The organism is Rhodococcus sp. WS1, from assembly GCF_003797745.1.
Taxonomy (GTDB): domain Bacteria; phylum Actinomycetota; class Actinomycetes; order Mycobacteriales; family Mycobacteriaceae; genus Rhodococcus_F; species Rhodococcus_F erythropolis.
Map to the genome: position 1 here is coordinate 611,713 of NZ_RKLZ01000001.1, position 20,244 is coordinate 631,956.

10 protein-coding genes are annotated in these 20,244 nt (G+C 63.4%); 3 read left to right on the forward strand and 7 right to left on the reverse strand.

From position 1 onward, the window contains the following. Window positions 1–28: 28 nt before the first annotated feature. The 6 genes from EEB12_RS02755 to EEB12_RS02780 all read right to left on the reverse strand — a co-directional run bounded on the left by EEB12_RS02755 (window position 29) and on the right by EEB12_RS02780 (window position 16,606). The gene (locus EEB12_RS02755; protein WP_258537430.1) at window positions 29–12,490 is read right to left on the reverse strand and encodes an amino acid adenylation domain-containing protein; all 12,462 of its coding nucleotides are present in this window, start codon (window positions 12,488–12,490) and stop codon (window positions 29–31) included. Between the two features lie 207 nt (window positions 12,491–12,697). After that, window positions 12,698–13,150: a flavodoxin family protein gene (locus tag EEB12_RS02760; RefSeq protein ID WP_141487371.1), complete on the reverse strand. Its 453-nt coding sequence runs from the start codon at window positions 13,148–13,150 to the stop codon at window positions 12,698–12,700. Between the two features lie 47 nt (window positions 13,151–13,197). Next, window positions 13,198–13,845, reverse strand: a complete 648-nt coding sequence (locus tag EEB12_RS02765) for an isochorismatase family protein (RefSeq protein ID WP_019748152.1) — start codon at window positions 13,843–13,845, stop codon at window positions 13,198–13,200. A 36-nt stretch (window positions 13,846–13,881) separates the two neighbouring features. Continuing rightward, window positions 13,882–15,546 (reverse strand): (2,3-dihydroxybenzoyl)adenylate synthase, encoded by a 1,665-nt coding sequence (locus EEB12_RS02770; protein WP_141487372.1) that lies wholly within the window; start codon window positions 15,544–15,546, stop codon window positions 13,882–13,884. Window positions 15,547–15,587: 41 nt separating this feature from the next. Next, window positions 15,588–16,388, reverse strand: coding sequence for a 2,3-dihydro-2,3-dihydroxybenzoate dehydrogenase (locus tag EEB12_RS02775; protein ID WP_141487373.1), 801 nt, complete (start codon window positions 16,386–16,388; stop codon window positions 15,588–15,590). Then, window positions 16,376–16,606: a phosphopantetheine-binding protein gene (locus tag EEB12_RS02780; RefSeq protein ID WP_003942230.1), complete on the reverse strand. Its 231-nt coding sequence runs from the start codon at window positions 16,604–16,606 to the stop codon at window positions 16,376–16,378. Before EEB12_RS02780 ends, EEB12_RS02775 begins: the two co-directional genes overlap by 13 nt. 201 nt (window positions 16,607–16,807) lie before the next feature. Between EEB12_RS02780 and EEB12_RS02785 the strand changes: the two genes are divergently transcribed. After that, complete coding sequence (locus tag EEB12_RS02785; RefSeq protein ID WP_141487374.1) at window positions 16,808–17,965, forward strand: isochorismate synthase MenF; 1,158 nt, start codon at window positions 16,808–16,810, stop codon at window positions 17,963–17,965. 7 nt (window positions 17,966–17,972) lie between these two features. On the opposite strand, the gene EEB12_RS02790 is transcribed toward EEB12_RS02785, so the two are convergent. Continuing rightward, a complete protein-coding gene (locus EEB12_RS02790) occupies window positions 17,973–18,371 on the reverse strand; it encodes a DUF1801 domain-containing protein (protein WP_020907486.1) in 399 nt (132 codons plus the stop codon). 202 nt (window positions 18,372–18,573) lie between these two features. On the opposite strand from EEB12_RS02790, the gene EEB12_RS02795 reads away from it, so the two are divergent. Together EEB12_RS02795 and EEB12_RS02800 are read left to right on the forward strand one after the other, a co-directional pair. Continuing rightward, on the forward strand, window positions 18,574–19,521 hold the full coding sequence (locus tag EEB12_RS02795; RefSeq protein ID WP_202023267.1) for a hypothetical protein: 948 nt from the start codon (window positions 18,574–18,576) through the stop codon (window positions 19,519–19,521). A 47-nt stretch (window positions 19,522–19,568) separates the two neighbouring features. Continuing rightward, window positions 19,569–20,225, forward strand: a complete 657-nt coding sequence (locus EEB12_RS02800) for a DUF3105 domain-containing protein (RefSeq protein WP_019748146.1) — start codon at window positions 19,569–19,571, stop codon at window positions 20,223–20,225. Window positions 20,226–20,244 lie beyond the last annotated feature (19 nt).

Consider the following 20,244-nt stretch of genomic DNA (forward strand, 5'->3'; position numbering starts at 1 on the left):
ATTGTGTTTCAACTGTGTGGTTTTCAAACTATGTGGCCGTGCGTTTCGACAAATGGCTGTCGAGCAGCGGGGCAATTGCCGCCCACCCGGCTGGGGTCACCAATCCGGCGTGGTCGTACGGCAGATGGTGTACTGCCATGTCCCGGTCCCCGCGGACTCTGCGCCAGCGATCGGCCAGCAGCTGTCCGGACGCCTCGGCGTCGGCGGTGATCAGAGTAACCGGTCCGTCGTAGGTTGTGTCAGTCGAGCGGGCCACGAGCAAACGAGTGGCATCAAAACCCGCCCGAACATCCTCGACCAGTCCCGTTGCCTGAGTGAGGATCTCGGGTGGCAGGGCGGCGGCCAGATCTCGGTCGTCGGCATCGTCGCGACCGCGATCGTCACGATCTCCCAGTGGATGAGTATCGATCAGACCGGCGAACTCCACCCTCTCGCCGATACCGACCAGCTGAGCCGCCATCGCGGCAACGACGTTGCCACCGAACGAGTAGCCGAGCAGGTGGTACGGCCCGCTCGGCTGAACGCCCCGAATCGTGTCGACGTACATCGCTGCCAGTTGGTCCACGTTCGTCGGTTCGAGTGGCTCACCGGCAACTGTGGGAAGTTGCAGGCCGAACAGTGGACGGTCAGCCTCGAGGACACCGATCAAAGGTGCAAAGGGCCAAGCGAATCCACCGGCCGGATGCACGCAGAACAGTGGTTCTTCGCTGCCTTCGGCTCGGAGTGTCAGAAGGCGATCGCGACTTAAATCGATTTCGGACGCCGACTCGCCAAGGTGTGCTGCAAGTTCTGCAACTGTCGGACGGGCCATCAGCGTTCCCACACCGACGCTCACCGACAGGTCATGCTCCATCTCCCCCACCAGTCGCATGGCTCGAAGCGAGTCGCCGCCGAGATCGAAGAAGCTCTCGTCGGGATCGACGGCCTCGACGCCGAGTACCCGCGCAAAGACCTGGCACAGTTGCCTTTCCATCTCGGTTCGCGGTGCTCGGGCCGCTGCTCGGGCGGGGGGTGCCGGCAACGCACCGCGGTCCAGTTTTCCGTTGGGCGTCAGCGGAATCGAATCCACGACGACGATGTCCGACGGAACCAGGTGTGCCGGTACGCGTTCCCGCAACGCAGCTCGCAGATCGGTTGAATCAGCGCCGGGTTCTTCGATGACGTACCCGACCAGTCGCGGCGGCCCACCGCCTTCGCTACGGACTGACGCTGCCGCTCTCAACACTCCCGGCAACGACGCCAGCGCGGATTCCACTTCACCCAATTCGATCCGAATGCCTCGGATCTTGACCTGATGGTCTGCGCGACCCAGATATTCGAGTTCGCCGTCGCGGCGACGCAGAACGACGTCACCCGTGCGGTACATGCGGTGACCGACCGAGTAGGGATCAGCGACGAATACGGAAGATGTCAGCGCGGTCCGGTGAAGGTAACCCATCGCCGTTCCGTCACCGGACATGTACAGCTCGCCCGCCGCTCCGATCGGAACCTCCCGCAGCCCCGAATCGAGTACCCGCGCGGACGCGTTCAGAATCGGACGACCCAAGCACGGTGTCTCGCTCCCCTGAACCGGGGATCCCATCGCGTTGATCGTGAACTCCGTCGGCCCGTAAAGGTCGTACCCGTCGACACCGTCCTGATCGCGCAATCGCGACCACAGTTCGGCAGGTACAGCTTCTCCTCCGAGCATCACCAACACAGGCGTCCGCTCCCCGTCGAGGAGACCGGCGGCCATCAGTTCCCGTGCATACGAGGGGGTTACATTCACGACGTCGATACCGACTTCGCGGTAATGCTTCACCAGAGACGCGGGGTCCAGTCGCGCCTGCTCGTCGATCACGTGAACTTCATGCCCCGCGAGCAACCAGAACAGTTCCTCCCACGACATGTCGAACGAGAACGAGACTGTGTGCGCGATGCGCAAACGTCGGCCACCCACACTGTTTTCGGTCGGAGTGAAGATCTCGGCCTTGTGATTGTGATACATCGTCGTCAACCCGCGGTGACCCACCACGACGCCCTTGGGTTTTCCGGTACTGCCCGAGGTGTAGATGACGTAGGCAGGCTGGTCCGGTGAGGTCGGCCCGCACACTGCGGCCTCGTCGACTACAGGTGCCGGGGACTGCCCGTCGAGTACCCCGGTTACGTCCGGGTCGTCGAGGACCAGACATACCTGTCCGTCCGGAACAACAAGGTCACGCGTCTGAGTCGTGGTGATCACCAGCGCCGCATCGCTGTCGAGGATCAGTTCGCGCAGGCGTGCCGGCGGGTGAGCCAGATCCAAGGGAAGGTATGCCGCTCCGGTTCTCATGACCGCGAAGATCGCTACGACGTGATCGGCGGTACGCGGAAGTGCGAGCGCCACAACACGGGTCGATCCCGCGCCTGGCACCGACTGCCCCAGCGCCGAAGCGAGTATCCGTGCCAGCCTGTCCACTCGAGTGTTCATCTCGGCTGCGCTCAGTGTGACGTCTCCGAAGACCAGCGCCGTCTCGTCCGGAGTTGCCGCTGCCCTTTCGCGGAGCAAGGCGTCCACGCTACCGCCTGCCTGGTCCGGCCGCGGCATCACAATGTGCTCCGAAGCGAATTCCGCGGGGGTGTGCGAAAGCGGAACCGCCGTGTCCGCCACCGTGGCGGTATCGGAATTCGCCATCACTTCGAGGATCGTGATGGTGCGTGAAAGAACGTCCCGAGCCACGTCGTGGGGAATCAGGTCGGGACGATTTTCGAGAGTGAGCGCCATCGGCGCATCCCCGACCCCCGGATCCACGTCGAGCGTGAGCGCATAGTGGGTGCCGTCCACTGCGTCGAACCCGACGATTCCACTGCGCCCGAACGTGTCTCGACGTGCCTGTTCGTCACGAGGCGTGTTGCGGAAGACGTAGAGCGTGTCGAACAGTGTTGCGAACCCAGCGCTTCGCTGCACGTCGCCGAGCCCGAGCTGGTGATGCCCCAGCAGCGAACCCTGTTCACGGAACAGGCGTCCGAGCAACGCCGAGATCTCCTCGCCTGGCCGGACCCGGACACGCACGGGAATGGTGTTGAGCGCCAAGCCCACCATGCGGTCGGCGCCCTCGACCTCGGGTGAACGTCCCGAAACCGTCGATCCGAAGACCACGTCGTCACGCCCCGTCACGGCGCGCAATGCCAGGCCCCACGCCGCAGAGACGACGGTGGACAGCGTCACTCCGCTACGTCTGGCCAGCTCGCGAACGTGCTCGGTGATGCTCTGTTCGAGCTGAACCCGGGTGAACACCGGCAACGGAGCGCGTCCGCCTGATCCCGTACCACCCACGAGTGTGGGTTGCCCGAGATCCGCGAGGTAGTCCTTCCAGGACGAGAGGGCGTCCGTGCGATCCGCTTCGGCGATCCATCGCAGGTGATCACGGAAGTCCGCAGGCTTGTCGAGCGCGCCGTCGAGTCCAACCGGGTCCGTGCCGTGAGTGCGAGCAAACTCGTAGAGCGCAAACAACTCCGCGTACATCAAGGTCTGCGACCAACCGTCGGTCAGCAGGTGGTGCTGAGTGAAGACGAGATGCGCTCCCCCACCCGGTAACCAGACCAGCACCATTCGAATGAGTGGTGGTGCACTCAAGTCGAAGAGCGTACCGAATTCGGCCTCGTCGACGGCGCGAACCTCGCGATCGATGTCCTCGGTCGCAACTGCGCTCAGATCGATCTCGCGGAAAGGCATTTCGGCTGCCCTGGGCACGAACTGCACCGGAGTGTCGAAACCGGCGTGTGTGAAGCCGGCCCGCAGGTTCGGATAGCGCCGCAAGAGCGCATCCCCCGCTGCTCGGAGTGAGCGAACGTCGACGGCAGCATCGGCGGAGAACTCGAATCGCGGCTGCATGTGATAGACATCCGTACCGCCCGCGCCGTCGAGAACCGACTGGAAGTACATGCCTTCCTGCAAGGGACCGAGTGGCAACACGTCCTGCCAGCCCGGGCTCAGCGACTCGAGCCGTGCCCGACGATCCGCATCGACGTTTACGAGTGGGCTCGGCACACGATCCGGCGCGGTGTCGGGCAATGCCTTTCGGTCCACCTTGCCGTTGAGGGTGAGCGGGAGTGCTTCGAGCACCGTGATGCTCTGCGGCACCATGTGCTCAGGGAGCAGCCGCGCAATCTCCTTGCGCACCAGTACCGAATCGAGCGTGGTTCCACCTTCGGGAACCACATATCCGTGCAGACTTCCGGTGCCCGCCGCATCGACACGGACGGTGGCTGCCGCGCGGAACACACCGGCCACCGATCCGAGCGCGCCTTCGACCTCGCCGAGCTCGATACGGAAACCGCGAACCTTCACCTGATCGTCCGCACGACGAAGGAAGTGCAAAACCCCTCGCCTGCGTCGGACCAGATCGCCGGTGCGGTAGAGACGTGCCCCCGGCAGAGAAGGATCGGCAACGAACCGAGCGACGGTCAGATCGGGGCGATTCAGGTATCCGCGGACCACCTGCGCACCACCCAGATACAGCTCGCCCGCAACGCCTTCCGGAACCTCACGCAGGTCGTCGTCGAGGATTCGCACGTGCACGTCGGTCCAGGGCTGACCGATCGTGACTCGGTCGCCGGTCGTGATGACCGAAGATGTCGCCCACACCGTGGCCTCGGTGGGTCCGTAGACATTCCGGACCGAAGCAGCGTTGGCCACCAGATCGTCAGCCAGATCCTGAGGGAGGGCTTCCCCTCCCACCAGGGCTCGCACCATGGCGAGTCCGACTGCGTTCTCGTGTTCGGTGACCACTCGCCACAGCGCCGGCGTTGCCTGCATCACTGTCGCATCGCTTGCGATGATCAACGCCGACAACGCATCCGGATCGCGAACCGTCCTGCGGTCTGCGATCACGACAGTCGCGCCCGCTGCGAGCGGGCACAGCAACTCGAGTGCGGCGATGTCGAACGACACCGTTGTCACCGCGACGATGCGATCGCCCGGCCTGATCCAGCAATCCTCGAGTACCGTGTCCGCGAAGGCCGCGAGGTTGCCCGTCGAGACCATCACGCCCTTGGGGCGACCCGTCGAACCGGAGGTGTGGATCATGTATGCGAGGTGATCACCCGCCGCGGGCGGTGAAGGAAGCACAACGCCCGAGTTGGTGAACTCACCGTCCACGAAGACACTCGTGGCGACCGTCGACGGAAGTTGCCCTGCGCTGTCGATACTGGTCAGGACACACACCGGGGCCGCGTCCTCGATCATGAACTCGAGCCGCTCACTCGGGTAGTCGACGTCGAGTGGCAGGTACGCCGCACCAATACGCAGTACCGCGAGCAGTCCGGCCACCAGATCCGCATCTCGATCGAGCGCGACGGCGACTACCTTCTCGGGTCCGGCGCCGGCCGCGAGAAGTTCGCGGGCCAGCTCGTCGACGCGCGCCGACAGTTCCCCGTAGGTAATTCCGACCTCGCCGGAGATCACCGCGACGTCGTCGGGGTGACGGCTGACGTGTCGAGCGAACAACTGCGAGATCCCCGACGGCGGCGTCGCGCGTCGGCCCGGATCGCGATCCCACTTGCTTTCCGACAATCGCAGATCCGCGACGACAGTGCTGTTTTCGTGACCGAGGACCGCGATCACACCGTCGAGCAATGCGTCCGCAGTCGCGGCGTCGAACAGCCCGGCATCAACCGTCAATCGAAGTTCTGTTGCGGTTCGGACGAATTCGAGGTCGACGCTATTTCCGGGCGAGTGACCGACACGGGCAGCGAACAGACTGCTGGTGGGACGCCCGAGTAGATCGGCGATTCGGTCCAGGCTGACATCGGAATGCGCAAGTGCCTCAGAGACAGCGTTTTCGACTCGTCGAACGACATCGGCAATTCTCGGCCGACCGGACAGATCGACCCGAATCAGGCTGTCAGTCCCTTCCGAGAACAGTCCGACCGCAAGGTCCCGACCGCCACCGAAGCCGTTCAGCGTCGCCGCCACTGCGGCCAACAGCACCGCGTCGAATCCTGATCCGTCACCGAACCGAGCATCGCGTAGCTGACGAACGTAGGTGTGCGGGCGGCACTCTTCGCCGCGCGGGCGATCGTAGGGAAGGTCCGTTTCGAGGGGCAAGCCCGCGAGCGTGCGAACCCAATACCGCTCGTGATCAGGATTTCCCGCCACTGCCGGGGCGCGGAACGTCGCCACGGTCACGGCGGGTCGATCGACGACAGCAACCGAATCCGGCGAGAACTTCTTCTGATCGACGCGTGCGGCCATTGCAAGACCGAGGGGGGTCGGGGTGTCGAAGACATCGGAGACGACGACGCGTATTCCCAGCTTCCGCAGACTTCCCACCAACCGCATCGCTGTGAGCGAGTGACCGCCGAGAGTGAAGAAATTGTCACCCGGATCGACGTCGGGAATCTCCAACACCGTTGCGACACAGGCGCACACTGCATCGACGACCGCTGGATCGACATCGATCGCTTGATCAGACGCGGCCGCCTTTTTCGTGACAGCCACCATTTTTGTGACAGCCACCGCATCGGCAACGCGGCGGGTCTGTCGGACAACCGAGAGCACCGCGGATGCGGGAGCTGTCGGCTCGGTCAGCAACCCACGCAGGATCTCCGCGAGCCGTGTGACCATTCGCTGCGCCGTGGCTTCGGAGACAACTGCCGGATCGTGGTACAGGACCAGATCCAGACCGGTGCTCGGCGGCGCCATCAACGTCATCGGATAGTGCGTGACTCCGCGGTTGGTGAATCCCTCGACTCGAAGTGTGTGCGATGCAGGCTGTCCCGCACCGGAGTTCGGGAAGTTCTCGAACACCAGGAGCGTGTCGAACAGTTGACCGATCCCGGCGATGCGTTCGATCTCGGCCAAACTGGTGTGCTCGACGTCCACGATGTCGAACTGCGCGTTCTGCAGACCGACGAACTGATCCAGCAAGGGCTGATCCGCGACGATGTCGAGGCGGGCCGGAATCGTGTTGCTGAACAACCCGACCATTCCCTCCACCCCGGAGAGTTCGGCAGGTCGGCCGGACACCGTGGCCCCGAACACGACGTCCCACTGTCCCGTCGCTTCGGCGAGCGCCGCCGCCCACGCACCCTGAACCAGGGTGTTGACCGTCAGCGCTCGCGCACGACCGAGTTCGATCAGCGCTTCGGCGTCCGATGTCGCGAGAGGAACCTCGAGCGCGACGGGCACACTTCGCGGCGCCCCTGCGTCGGCAACGAGAGTCGGCGCGGTGAGCCCACGCAGACGCTCACTCCACACTGCGCGGGCAGAGTCCTGATCACGGCCGGCGATCCATGCCAAGTAGTCGCGATACGGCGTCGGCGCAGGAAGGTGCGCATCGCCGTCGTGGTAGACGTTCATCAGCTCGCGCAGGACGATCGGAGTCGACCACCCGTCGGTGAGCAGGTGATGCGCATTGAGGACCAAACGGTGCACCCCGCCGGGCAGCCGAATCAGCAGCGCACGCAGCAGAGGCGGTGTACTGACATCGAAGACGTAATCGGCGGCCTCGTCCTCGAGCTGATCTGCAGAGCGGAATGCAGTGTCAGCTGGAACGGAGGTCAGGTCGACCGAACGCCACTCGACTTTTGCACCGCGCGGAATGATCTGAACGGGCCGTTCGAACTGCTCGTAGTGGAAAGCTGCGCGTAGGTTCGGGTGCCTGTCGATCACGGTCTCGAACGCGTCGGCCAACTTCACCTCGTCCAACGGGCCGGAGAGGTCGAAGCGTGCAGTAAGTGTGTAGACGTCTGCTTCGCCGTCACGGACCGCGTGGAACAGGAGGCCTTCTTGTAGCGGCGAGAGCGGAAGTACATCGGCAAGCGGTCCGTGGACGGCTTCGAGTTCGTTGATCCCGGCTTGATCGACCACCGCGCCCTGGCCGAAGATCGTCGCCGAGCAATCGGAAGGCGTCAAACCACCCTCGAAGAGCGCGGCATGCGCGGTCAGTGCAGCGAGCGCACGTTCCCAATGCTCTTGCAGCTCGACGATCGTCGCGGCGTCGAGCACTGAACCCGCCGCAGTCCATTCGACTGCCAGCGTCGTCGAGTCGTCCTCTCGGACAAATGCGTTGAGCGCCAGCACTTCCGACATTGCCTTGCTCGCCGGTTCGATGACCGCGAATGGATCCTGCTCCGGCAATCGCCATCCGGTTCCGGGTAGGGACGGGAAGCGGCCGAGATAGTTGAGCAACAGTTCAGGTGTAGCGCACGCGGAAAGGTCACGTGCGGTGTCGCGATCCAGATGCCGCAGAACTCCGTAGCCGACTCCACCTCCGGGTACGGCGCGTTTTGCTTCCTTCACCGCACGAAGCAGATGCCCGGCAGCTGCTCCGCCGCTCAGTGCGTCGGCAAGATCGTCTGCGGTGAGCAGTGCATCGGTGGGAACCCGGACGGGGAACTCACTGGTGAACCACCCGATGGTTCCGGCGAAGTCGGTGTCGCTGGTGAGCGCGTCGCGGCCATGGCCTTCGACGGTGACTGTCTGCGCGGGCAGGCCGATGAGGCCGCGGCCGTGCTGCCATGAGCGCAAGGCAAGCATCAAACCCGCGAGAAGCACTTCGTCGGCCTTGGCTCGATACGCCGCCGGAAGCGTGGTCAACAGCGCGTCGGTGACAGCCGGGGGTGCAACAGTTGTCGTGCGAGAGGCGGTTGCGGTGAGGTCGACTTTCGGGTCGAGACGACGACTGCCGATCGGCTCGTCGTCCGCCTGTACCGACGCGGACTTCCAGTACTCGAGCTCCGATGCCATGCTGCCCGAGGTCCCGAATTCTGCGAGCAACCCCGCGTATCGGCGCCACGAACTTCCGCCCGCACCCAGCCGGGCCGACCTACGCTCGCGCGCTGCATCGGTAGCTTCGTGGAGGTCTGGAAGCAGAATTCGCCAGGACACACCGTCGACGATCAAATGGTGAGCCACGACGATCAAGTGGTCGGGTCGACCGGCCTCGGTATTGACCAGTACGACTCGCAGGAGTTCACCGGCGCGTGGGTCGAGACTCGCCGCCGACGCCTCCGCGAGCTCTCTGATCCGGGACGGCTCGGAGGTGTCGGACACCTCGTGAACGAGCCCCTCGCTGCGCACCGCGCCGACGTCTCGGACGATCAATTCGGTAGTGCCGCTGTCATTGTCACGGCGCAGGAGCAGACGTAGAGCGTCATGGTGATCGAGGATCGTCTGCACGCCGGACTGCAGGTCGCCAAGCGAGAGGCCGTCGTCGATGCGCACTGCGGTCCACTGCGTGTAGCCCGCGATTGCCTCGTCTGTCGGATTCTTGTCGATCAGTGCCCGAACGATCGGCGGAGCGATCACGGTGCCGGTCGCCACGTCCGCAACCGAGGCTACGGCGTCGGCGTCATCGGCAATCTCACGCGCCGCAGCGGCGATGGTTCCCAGATCTCGCTGTGCCAGTAGCTCTTTCGGAGCGACGACCAGTCCGCGCACCCGCAGGCGACTGCTGACACTGATTGCCGTGATGCTGTCACCACCGAGGCCGAAGAAATCCTCGTCCACACCGACGCGCTCGCGGCCTAGCACCTCGGCCACCACGTCACAGAGGATTTCCTCGTGTGGTGTGGATGCAGCGCGACCTTCCGATTCGGTAGCCGGCGCAGGTAGTGCCGCACGATCGAGCTTTCCGTTCACCGTGACGGGTAGTTCGTCCAGAACGACGATTGCGGCGGGAACCAGATGATCCGGTACGCGACCGGCGAGGTCTCGGCGCAATTCTTCCTGCGGCGGAAGCGTCGTACCGGCGGCGGCTACAACGTAGCCGACCAGGCTGGGCCGTCCTCCATCCGTACGGATCAGCGCGGCGGCCGCGCCGATTCCGGGCACCGATCCGAGAACAGCCTCGACCTCGCTCAACTCGACGCGATGTCCGCGGATCTTCACCTGCTTGTCGCTACGACCGATGAAGTCGTATCCCCGCCCGGGTACCCAGCGCGCGACGTCCCCGGCGCGGTACATCAGATCTCCCGGAGCCCCGAAGGGATCTGCGACAAAACGCTCGGAGGTCGCTCCGGCGCGACCGAGGTATCCCCTGGCCAATTGCGGTCCGGCCAGATAGAGCTCACCTCGTTCGCCGTCGGCGACCGGTTCGAGCGCGCTGTCGAGCAGGTACGCGCGGGTTCCCGCGAGCGGGTACCCGATACGCGGTCCGGCACCTTCGACCGTGGTCGCGATCGCGTCGACCGTCGTTTCGGTGGGGCCGTACAGGTTTCGAGCGGGAACACCGGATTCGATGATCGCGTCCCACAGTGCGGGCGGTGCCGCCTCGCCGCCCACGACAAGCAGGTGCAGCCGCTGCGTGCGCAGCAATCCGTTGTCCACCATCGCTGCCGCCATCGACGGCGTCGTGTCGACCACGTCGACGCAATCTCGCTCGAACGCCGCGACCAGGGCAACGGCGTCCTTCTGCAGTTCTTCGTCGTATACGTGCACCCGATGACCACACAGCAGCCACAACAGCTGATCGAGAGACGCGTCGAAGGCGAACGACGCCGTATGCGCGGTGTGCAGTTGCCGGTTTCCGACGCGCGCGGCCGTGTCCCGGTAGATGGTGGCGCGGTGATGGTGAAGCAGGTGCGCCAATCCACCGCTTCTGACCAACACGCCCTTCGGCTTGCCTGTCGATCCCGAGGTGTAGATGACGTACGCCAGGTGATCGCCATGCCGCGCCGTCGCCAGTTCACCGAGTTCGAGTGGAAACTCGGAATGGGCACGGAGTTCTTCGCGCACTTCGTCGGAATCGAGTACGAGCGGGTCGGGTCGAGAATCTCCGACGAGTTGCTCGGCCAGCGCGGAAGTGGTGAGCACCACCTTCGGTTGCGCGTCGTCGATCAGATCCCGCAACCGCTCGGCCGGGTGCTGCGGATCCAGGGCCACGTACGCTGCGCCCGCGTTCAGTGTCGCGAGCAGAGCCACCACCATCTCGGAGGTACGCGGAAGCGCAAGTCCGACAATGTCGTCCGGGCCGACATCGCGAGCCCGAAGCAACCGGGCGAGTTTGCGGACGCGGCCACCGAGTTCTGCGCCTGTCAGACGTTCCTCACCGCACACCAGGACCGTGTCATCCGCATGATCGGCGACGATGCGGTCGAAGACGTCCGGGACGAGGGCGACGGAGCCAGGCACAGGTTCAATTTCACGGCCGGCAAGGATCCGCGCAGCTTCGGGTGCCGGCATCATCTGCACCTGTCCGACGGCAGGGTCTCCCTCCCCCACCATCGCGTTGACGATGCTCACGAAACCAGCGAGGCGACGCTGAACCGAATCCCGAGTGTTGGTGCGCGCGTCCACTTCGAACCCGAGGAGAACTTCGCCGTCCGCGATGGGGGTGACCGTCAAACCCAGGTCCTCGGGCGGACCTCCGGCGACGTTACGTAGTACACCCACAGCGCCGGCGAAATCGAGGGCGAAGTCGAAAGCCTTGAGATTGATTCCGATCCCGTGAAGCAGTGCGCCGGTGCCGGCGACGCCCAGGTCCCGAGCAAGATTCTCACCGCGGTAGCGCTGGTGTGCGCGCAGGCTTTTCATCGTGGCGGCCACCTGCTTGCTCAGGTCACCGAGTCGATCGTGGCTGCGAATCGTCAACCGGAGAGGCAGAACGTTGACTGCCATGGCCGGCGTCTTGAGTGCCGTGCGGCCTACGCGCGCCATGAGTGGCATCGCGATGACAACATCCGTCTCGCCGAGCAACCGGTGGAGAAACGCGCCGTAGCAGGCGATCAGTGCCTCGGCCCACGTTGTTCCCGTCGCGTCTGCCACCGCTTTGAGGCGGCCGAGGGCGTCGGCACTGATGACCTCGCGAACCTGGATCGTTCGTTCCGCTGGACCGGTGACCTGCTGGCCCCGTCCGTCCAACGCGGGCAAAGGCGTCAGGACATCACGCCAGTAGTCACGATCTTCGACGAACTGGTTGCCCGCCCGGTACGCCTCGTCCTCGGCGACCAACGCACTCATCGAACCGAATCGCGTTGGTGCGACGTCGGTTCCCTTCTTCGCCGCCGTGTAGTGCGCGGCGACACGACGCGAAATCATGGCTGCGCTGTATCCGTCGACGATCAGGTGGTGATAGAGCTGGATGCACCAGATCTCGCGATCGGACAGCCTGATCAGCGAGTACGTGTAAAGCGGGCGCTCCACCATCAAGCGGCAGTACTCGGACGCCCGGCTGCGCTCGGCGTCGACCAATGCGTGCGCCACGGCTACGGGATCGCGCTCGTCACGGACGTCGGTGATCGGGATGACACCAACCGGCTCGTCGGAGATGTACTGACGCGGGCCGTCCGCCGTCTCGATCATCCGCAGCCGCATGGTTTCGGCTTCGCCGATCGTCGCCCTGATGGCGGCCGTCAGAACTTCGGTGTCGATCGGTTCGTCGCCCGAGATTTCGAGCACCTCACCGACGAGATAGCTCCGAGATTCGGGATCAAGCCTCTGTGCGTTCCAAATCCCGAGTTGAGCTCCTGTGAGAGCAAACGTAGCTTCGTTTGCCGCTCCGGAGTTCGAACCTGGAAGAACGCTCACACTGATCCCCTCGTCTGTGGACACACGTCACCCAAGGGTGACCTAACGTCGTTTTGGGTAGCCTAAACTAAATGTCAATGAATCGGGGAATCCGCCTCGCCGGTGACCCGAAAACCGACGGCTCCCGACGCGTTCACCAGAGGACACGCGCTTCTACAACCGCTTGCGGGACAGTCTCTTTCGTGAACCGAAACGAGAAAGTGAAGGCTAGTCCATCAGCGTTGCTGCGACGGTTCCGCCCAGTTCATAACAACCATCGCGGACAGATTTGTCCACGCTCACAGTCACTTCGAGCGGATCCGCCACCGCGACCAACCCGAGCCCTGTCGCGAGTTTGCGCACCGACGACACGGCACCAGCAGTGTCGTTGTTGCCGTGAACCCACAGGCCGTACGGCCGATCCGACACCGCACCGAGACATTGGTAGTACGTGGTGTCGAAGAAGTACTTGAGCGCACCCGACATGTATCCGAAATTGGCGGTGGTACCGAAAAGATAGCCGTCAGCAGCGAGGACGTCGGGCACCGTCACCGCCAACGCCGGCACCACCTTCACCTCCACACCCTCGATCTCCGGATCGCGAGCACCGGCAAGGACTGCATCCAACAATTCGTGGGTTGTCGGCGAGGGCGAGTGGTGAACCACCAACAAAGTCTTCACACACCTGACAATACGGCGACGGGCGGCGCACCCGTCGCCGTTCACGCCTACGCCGAAACCGTTTCCGCGCTCATCGCCTTGACCAGGTCATCGGTTCGGGTGACCGAGGCGCAGCGCCCGGCCGCGTACTCGAGGGCGCCGACATGCTCGCCCAGGGAGAAGTCGGCCACCGCGTCGCCCACGAAGAAGATCTGCACGTCTTGCATGAACCCGTCCAAAGCGGTAGTCAGGCAACCGATGTGGGCATAGATTCCGGTGATGATCAGCTGGTCACGCCCACTCTCGCGCAGCCGCTCACGCAGATCCGTTTTGATGAAGGCGCTGTAGCGCCATTTTGTGAGCATCACGTCGTCCGGATGCGGAGCCAACTCGGCGATCACGTCGGTGTGAGCGGGATCTGCCTTCAGACCCGGTCCCCAGAAATCCGACAGCAACGCACGCTCCTCGGGATCCTGATCACCGGGTTGCGCGGTGTAGACGATCGGGATTCCGGCAGCTCGCGCCGACGAACGAAGCCGGTCGATGTTCGGAACCACGGTTTGGAGCGGGTCGACGCTTCGGTCGTACGCGTTCACGAAATATTCCTGCATGTCGTGCAGAAGCAGCACCGCTCGGGAAGGATCGAGAGTCCAGTCGACCCGATTCTGCGGAAACTCGGTGGGCATCTCGTATCGCACTGCTGTGGGTAGCGCCATGATGAATCTCCTCGAAAATGTGGGGGTGGGAACCGATCAACTCGACAGAGTCTGTGCGGCAATCGATTCGCTGAGAACACGGCGCAAGGCCGCCTTGCTGGTCTTTCCGACGCCGGTGACGGGGAACTCGGTCACGAACTCCACTCGATCCGGAACCTTGTACGCCGCAACGCCTCGGCCTCGTATGTATCGCTTGATCTCGCCGACGGTCGGTGCATCTCCGGAAATCACCAGAACGGCGCAGGTTCGCTCGCCCAGGTACTCGTCGGGAACAGCGACGACGGCCGCATCGTGGACAGCAGGATGCGAGAGCAGGTGGTTCTCGATCTCCTCGGCGGCCACCTTCTCGCCGCCGCGGTTGATCTGGTCCTTTGCGCGGCCCTCGACAATCAGGTGTCCCGTATCGGTGACGCTGACCAGATCGCCGGTGCGATAGAAACCTTCGGCGTCGAAGACCTCGGCATTGTGCGCATCCGCCCGGTAATAGCCACGGATCGTGTACGGCCCCCGAGTCAGTAAGTGCCCCGTGGTTCCGGGCTCGACGAGCGCGCCATCGTCATCGACTACACGAACCTCGTCGTCCGGTGAAATGGGCCGGCCCTGCGTGCTGACGATCAATTCTTGCGTGTCGTCGAGGCGGGTGTAGTTGACCAAACCCTCAGCCATGCCGAACACCTGCTGAAGGGTGCAGCCCAGCTCCGTGGGTACGCGTGCGGCAGCTTCGGCGCTGAACTTCGCTCCGCCGACGCCGAGAACCCGCAAGCTCGACAGGTCGTGATCTGCCTTGCTGGGGGCGGCCATCCAGGCCAATGCGATCGGCGGAACCAGCGACGCGTGCGTGACTCGCTCTGATTCGATCAGACCGAAAGCTGTGGACGGCATGGTGTCCGGCGCCAGAACCACGGTGCCGCCCGCGTGGAAGACACCGAGAATGCCCGGCGAACTCATCGGAAAATTGTGCGCAGCAGGGAGAACCACCAACATGCGCGTCGAATCGTCGACGCCGCAGATCGGGTTGGATGCCCGCACCGAGTAGAGGTAGTCGGCGTGCGTTCGCGGAATCAGCTTCGGAACACCGGTCGTGCCACCGGAAAGCTGAAGAAAGGCGACCGACAACGGATCGACGTCGGCAAGAACGGGAATCTCGTATCCGCGTAGCGAATCGAAACCGACAAACTCTTCGGGGTCGCCGGCCACGATCACAACAGGCGGAGTTTCGAGGCCTTCGTTCACCTCACGCGCCAGTGCGCGGTAGTCGAACCCGCCATGACGGTCGGCGACGATATAGGCAGCGACATCAGCGAACTGGCAGAAGTATCCGATTTCGGTTCGGCGATGCGCTGGCAGCCCGAATACCGGCAGGGCGCCGAGCTTCAACACACCGAACAATGCTTCGACGTATTCCACGATGTTCGGTAGCTGCAGAAGCACACGGTCACCGGCGCGAACACCCAACCCGGACAGGCCTCCGGCCACTGCCGAGCTGCGACGATCGAGGTCGCAATACGTCAGCCGTGTTTGTGCCCCGGTGGCATCGCTGCCTACTACCGCTTCGTTGTCGGGATGCCGTGCGGCCGCGGCCGTGATGAATCCGGCCAGCGTCTCGTCAGTCCAGTAGCCTCGTTCCCGATAATGCGTCACCAATTCGGGTGGATACTGTGCGACGGGCGCCAAGGGCTCGCGAGCGATCCTCGATGTCATGCAAGTGACTCCTCTTCGAAAGTACTGTCAGCAAATACATCTCACGCTTTTAGCGTCGCTCCGCCGTCGACGTACAGCGCCTGCATGGTGATGTGGGCCGCCCGGTCGGACAGCAGGAAGTGCACCGAGTCCGCGATATCGTCTGCGGTGGCAAGTTTTCCGAGCGGAATGCCCAGGCGATAGCCCGCCAGATCGCCTTCGATGACAGCGTCGGCACCCGAATCGTCGGAAGGGTCCGACCACAATGACCGCTGCATCGCTGTGTCTGTGGAACCCGGAGCGACAACGTTGACGCGAATCCCGTCGACAGCCAACTCCAGGCCCGCGGTTCGAACCAACATGGTGGCAGCAGCTTTGGACGAACCGTAAGCACCCATCCCGATACGTGGGACACCGGCCGCGTTGGACGAGACCACCACGATCGACCCAGCCCGCCGGCGACGCATTTCCAGTCCCACACTTTGCAGAACGTTGAGCAATCCGAATACGTTGACGCCGAATATCTTCCGCCACTGGTCTGGATCGGAGTCCAGCACCGATCCGGTGTCGAGAATTCCGGCGACGTGCGCGAGCGCGTCGATCCGGCCGAACGTGTCCATCGTGGAGGCCACTGCAGCGTCGACTGCCTGCCGATCGGTCACGTCCACGACGTGACTCTCGATATCGGCGCCTTCGACGATTGTTTCTGCCAATTCCGCAGTTGCCCGCTTCAATTCGACGTCGTCGCGATCGAGAAGTGCCAGCGAATACCCGTCGCGCGCAAGAGTCCGGGCCACTGCGGCGCCGATCCCCGCCGCCGCACCGGTGACTACGGCAATTCGGCGATCGCTCACTGCGGGCACAGCACCTGAACCCAGGCATTGATCGTCGGTTCTTCTGCCAACTCCGCGAAGTCGGCATCCGCGCCCGCTCCTCGCCAACGTTCGACGAGCGTCATCAAGCGAACCGAGTCCAGGCCTTCGTCACCCAGGTCCGCGTCGTCGCCGAGTTGTTCTGCCCTCATCGACAGAACCTCGGCGACGTCGCGCACGATCTGGTCACGGTCCACGGTGTTGCTCATCGGTCTCCTCGAGTAGTGGTCGACGCGCTCAGATCGAGCCAACCCACCCCTCGTGTCGACCCCGTCCGCACGCCTTTACTTTAGGCCAGCCTAACCATAACGGTACGGAAGTACACAACCCGGATGCTCAGGACACAAATTCACCCAAACTAAGGCTAGCCTCAACATAGCAAGTAATCCTGTCGAACTGGAAGGGTGTCCATGTCAGCACTCGCCGAAGTCTCCGAATTCCCGTTGCGCAACAACCGGACTGACGATGAAACGGACTCCGTTTTCCTGCTCTCACGTAGGCAAACGTCGATCCGCACTTCGGGAGTAGTCGAAGAATTCGACTCGGCCTTCGACGCCGCTGAAGCCCTCAAAACGGGCCGCATCGACTCGGTCGTCGGCGCCCTGCCGTTCTCCCCGGAGACGCCGTCCGCCCTCACCGCGCCACTGAGTTTCACACGAGTCCGCGGTGATCTATATCACTCGAACGTGCCGACGCTACCCACTTCGCGGGTAGCCGGATTCGAACCCAGCCCGCAGATCCACACCGACAGGGTCCGCGGCGCCATCGAACGTCTTCGAGCAGGCGAACTCGACAAAGTTGTCCTCGCACGCTCCCTGACCATCGAGGCCGAGTCCACGATCTTTCCCGCCGATCTGGCCGAGAAACTGATTGCACTCGATCACGCGCACAACGGTTTCTGCGTCGACTTGTCCCCCGCCGGAGGAAAGTACCGCGGGCGTTCGCTGGTCGGCTCGACGCCCGAGGTTCTGATCGAACGGCGAGGCGACGTCGTCACCTGCCACCCGTTGGCGGGCTCGATTGCACGGCACCCGAATTCGGATCAGGACGAGGCGAATGCCGAGCAACTCCGCGCGTCGACCAAAGATCTCGCCGAACACGCGTTTGTCGTCGACTCCATCAGCGCGATACTCGGACCACTGTGCACATCATTCAATGCACCCAGCGCACCGGAACTCCTTCGGACACCGCAACTGTGGCACCTCGGGACCAAGATCGAAGGTGTCCTGACCGATCCGAACCTGACCTCGCTCGAGCTGGCAATGGCGCTGCACCCGACCCCCGCCATCTGCGGAACACCGACGGGCGCCGCACGCGAGCACATCACCGCGACCGAAGGGGACCGCGGGTTCTACGCCGGTGCCGTGGGCTGGTGCGACCGAACCGGAGACGGCGAGTGGATGGTGGCTATTCGTTGCGCCGAGATTGCAGCAGACGGCCTCTCGGCGCGGGCGTACGCAGGCGGCGGAATCGTCGCTTCCTCCGATCCGGAAATCGAGCTGATAGAGACCAGTACAAAATTCCGCACGTTACTCAGTGCGTTCGACCTCGCTGAACATCAGCTCTGACCAGGCATTACTTCTTCGAGGTGTTCAGGGCAATCGCGGCGTGAACGAGTGCCTTGAACGCCTTTTCGTCGACGGCTTCACCTTCGTGAAAATCGATCGCCCGTCTCGTATTGCCCTCGAGGCTGGAGTTGAAGAGACCTGAGGCGTCGTCGAGTGATGCGCCTTTGGCAAAAGTCACCTTCACTGCACTCTTGTAAGTCTCACCGGTACAGATCATTCCAGCGTGGTACCACACGGGAACTCCTCGCCACTTCCATTCCTCCACCACATCCGGATCCACCTCTTTGATCAGAGTTCGTATCCGGGAGAGCATCTCGCCCCGCCAGTCTCCGAGTTCCTCGATTCGCTGGTCGATCAACTGAGACGGGGAATCTGCGCCTTGCTTTTCGGAATCACGCTTCGCCATCGCTTCGTCACTTCCTGCTCGTTGCCGCCGATCTCCGGTGAGTCGAGTATCCCCTCCTGCACCAACATTCACTCAGCGAATCACTGACGCATCACGACGTCTCGGCAAGCGCGATTTCTTGGAATTCGGACAAAGTGAGACGGACGTCCAGTATTCTCTGGGCACTAAGTCCCGATTCTTCGGCCCGGAGGACTGCATCGTGATGTGGAATCGCCCGCTTGCCCATTCAGTCGCTGCGGCTGCCGGATCGGTTCTTCTCGCCGCCGCAGTCGTCGGCGTTCACACTGTTCCGGCGGCGGCGCAACAGGCCCCGCGCGTCTTCGACGTACTGTGCACACCCACCGATGAAGGCCTTTCCGAGCTGTCCGGACTCACCGTCACCGCGGCCGGGATATACGCAATCGGCGACAGCGGCTCCGATGATCGAGTCGCCGAACTCGATTCGAACTGCCACGTTCAGCGCTGGATCAGCGTGGGCACCCCTCGTGTCGATGTCGAGGATCTCTCGTCGACTCCCGACGGCCACCTGTGGCTGGCAGACATCGGCGACAACAACGCGGTACGAACGTCGATCGGGCTGATCGAACTCGATCCGACTTCAGGTGCCGCGACCCCCTACCCCCTGGTTTATCCGGACGGGGCGCACGATGCCGAGACACTGCTGATCCAGAGCAACGGGCTTCCCGTCATCGTCACCAAGGATTACCTGGGCGCAAGCGTGGTCTACACAACCGCTGAGCGACAGCAGGTTCAGGATCCGAGGACGGCGTCGCCGACCATGTTGGCCAAGGAAGGTCAGCTCAGATTTTCTCCCACCCTCACTTCCGGTGGGCCGGTCCCCCACGCCGGAACGATGGCTGTCACCGGAGGCGCCGTGAGCAAAGACGGCACGGTGGTAGCGCTGCGCACCTACACCGATGTCTACCTCTACACAGCTCCCGACGGCGATGTCGCGAAAGCCTTGACCACCACGCCTATTCGTGTGCCCCTTCCCGACGAGCCACAAGGTGAAGCGATCGCGTTCGACGCGGCCGGTGATCTGATCAGTGGCTCCGAGGCATACCAAGGGCCGCTGCCTCCGCTCCGAATTCTTCGAGGCGCCAGTGACATCGCGCACTCGGGCGGAACCACAAGCTCTCTCGGGTCGTAGTCGATTCACCTCTCGGGAAAGCGGACAGGCGCCGCTATCATGGCCGAGTGAACAAACAACTTCGAGCAACAGTGGCGATCTCGACAGTTCTCGCGCTGGCTTCGTGCGCGAATTCTCTCGAAGGAACACCTCGACCGGATGCGTTTGTTCCGAGCGTCGACAATCCGGATCCGTCCGAATCCATCGACGGAGTTGTCACGGTCGACTACCCGGCAGCTCAACACGTACGGCCGAACGAACGTGTGGCGTACACACATTCACCGCCCTTCGGTGGTCGCCATGATTCGGTCTGGGCAAACTGCACCGGAGTTGTCTACCCGCAAGCCATTCGAACCGAGAATGCGGTCCATTCCCTCGAGCACGGGGCAGTGTGGATCACGTACAACCCCGACCTGGTCTCGAGTGAGGATCAGGCGCGCTTGGCACAGCGAGTCGAAGGCATGAGCTACACCTTGATGTCGCCGTATCCGACCCTGGATTCGCCGATCTCGCTGCAGTCCTGGGGCCGTCAACTCAAACTCGACAACGCTGAGGACGCTCGCATCGATCAATTCGTCTCGGCGCTACGAGTCAACCCGAACACGTATCCCGAAGTGGGCGCGACGTGTTCGGTGCCGATGACTAGCTTCGACCCGAACAACCCGCCGCCATTCGACCCCACCACTCCGGATCCGTCTTCTCCCGCAACAGTTCCGGAGCGGTAGCATCCCAGCAGACCCCTGT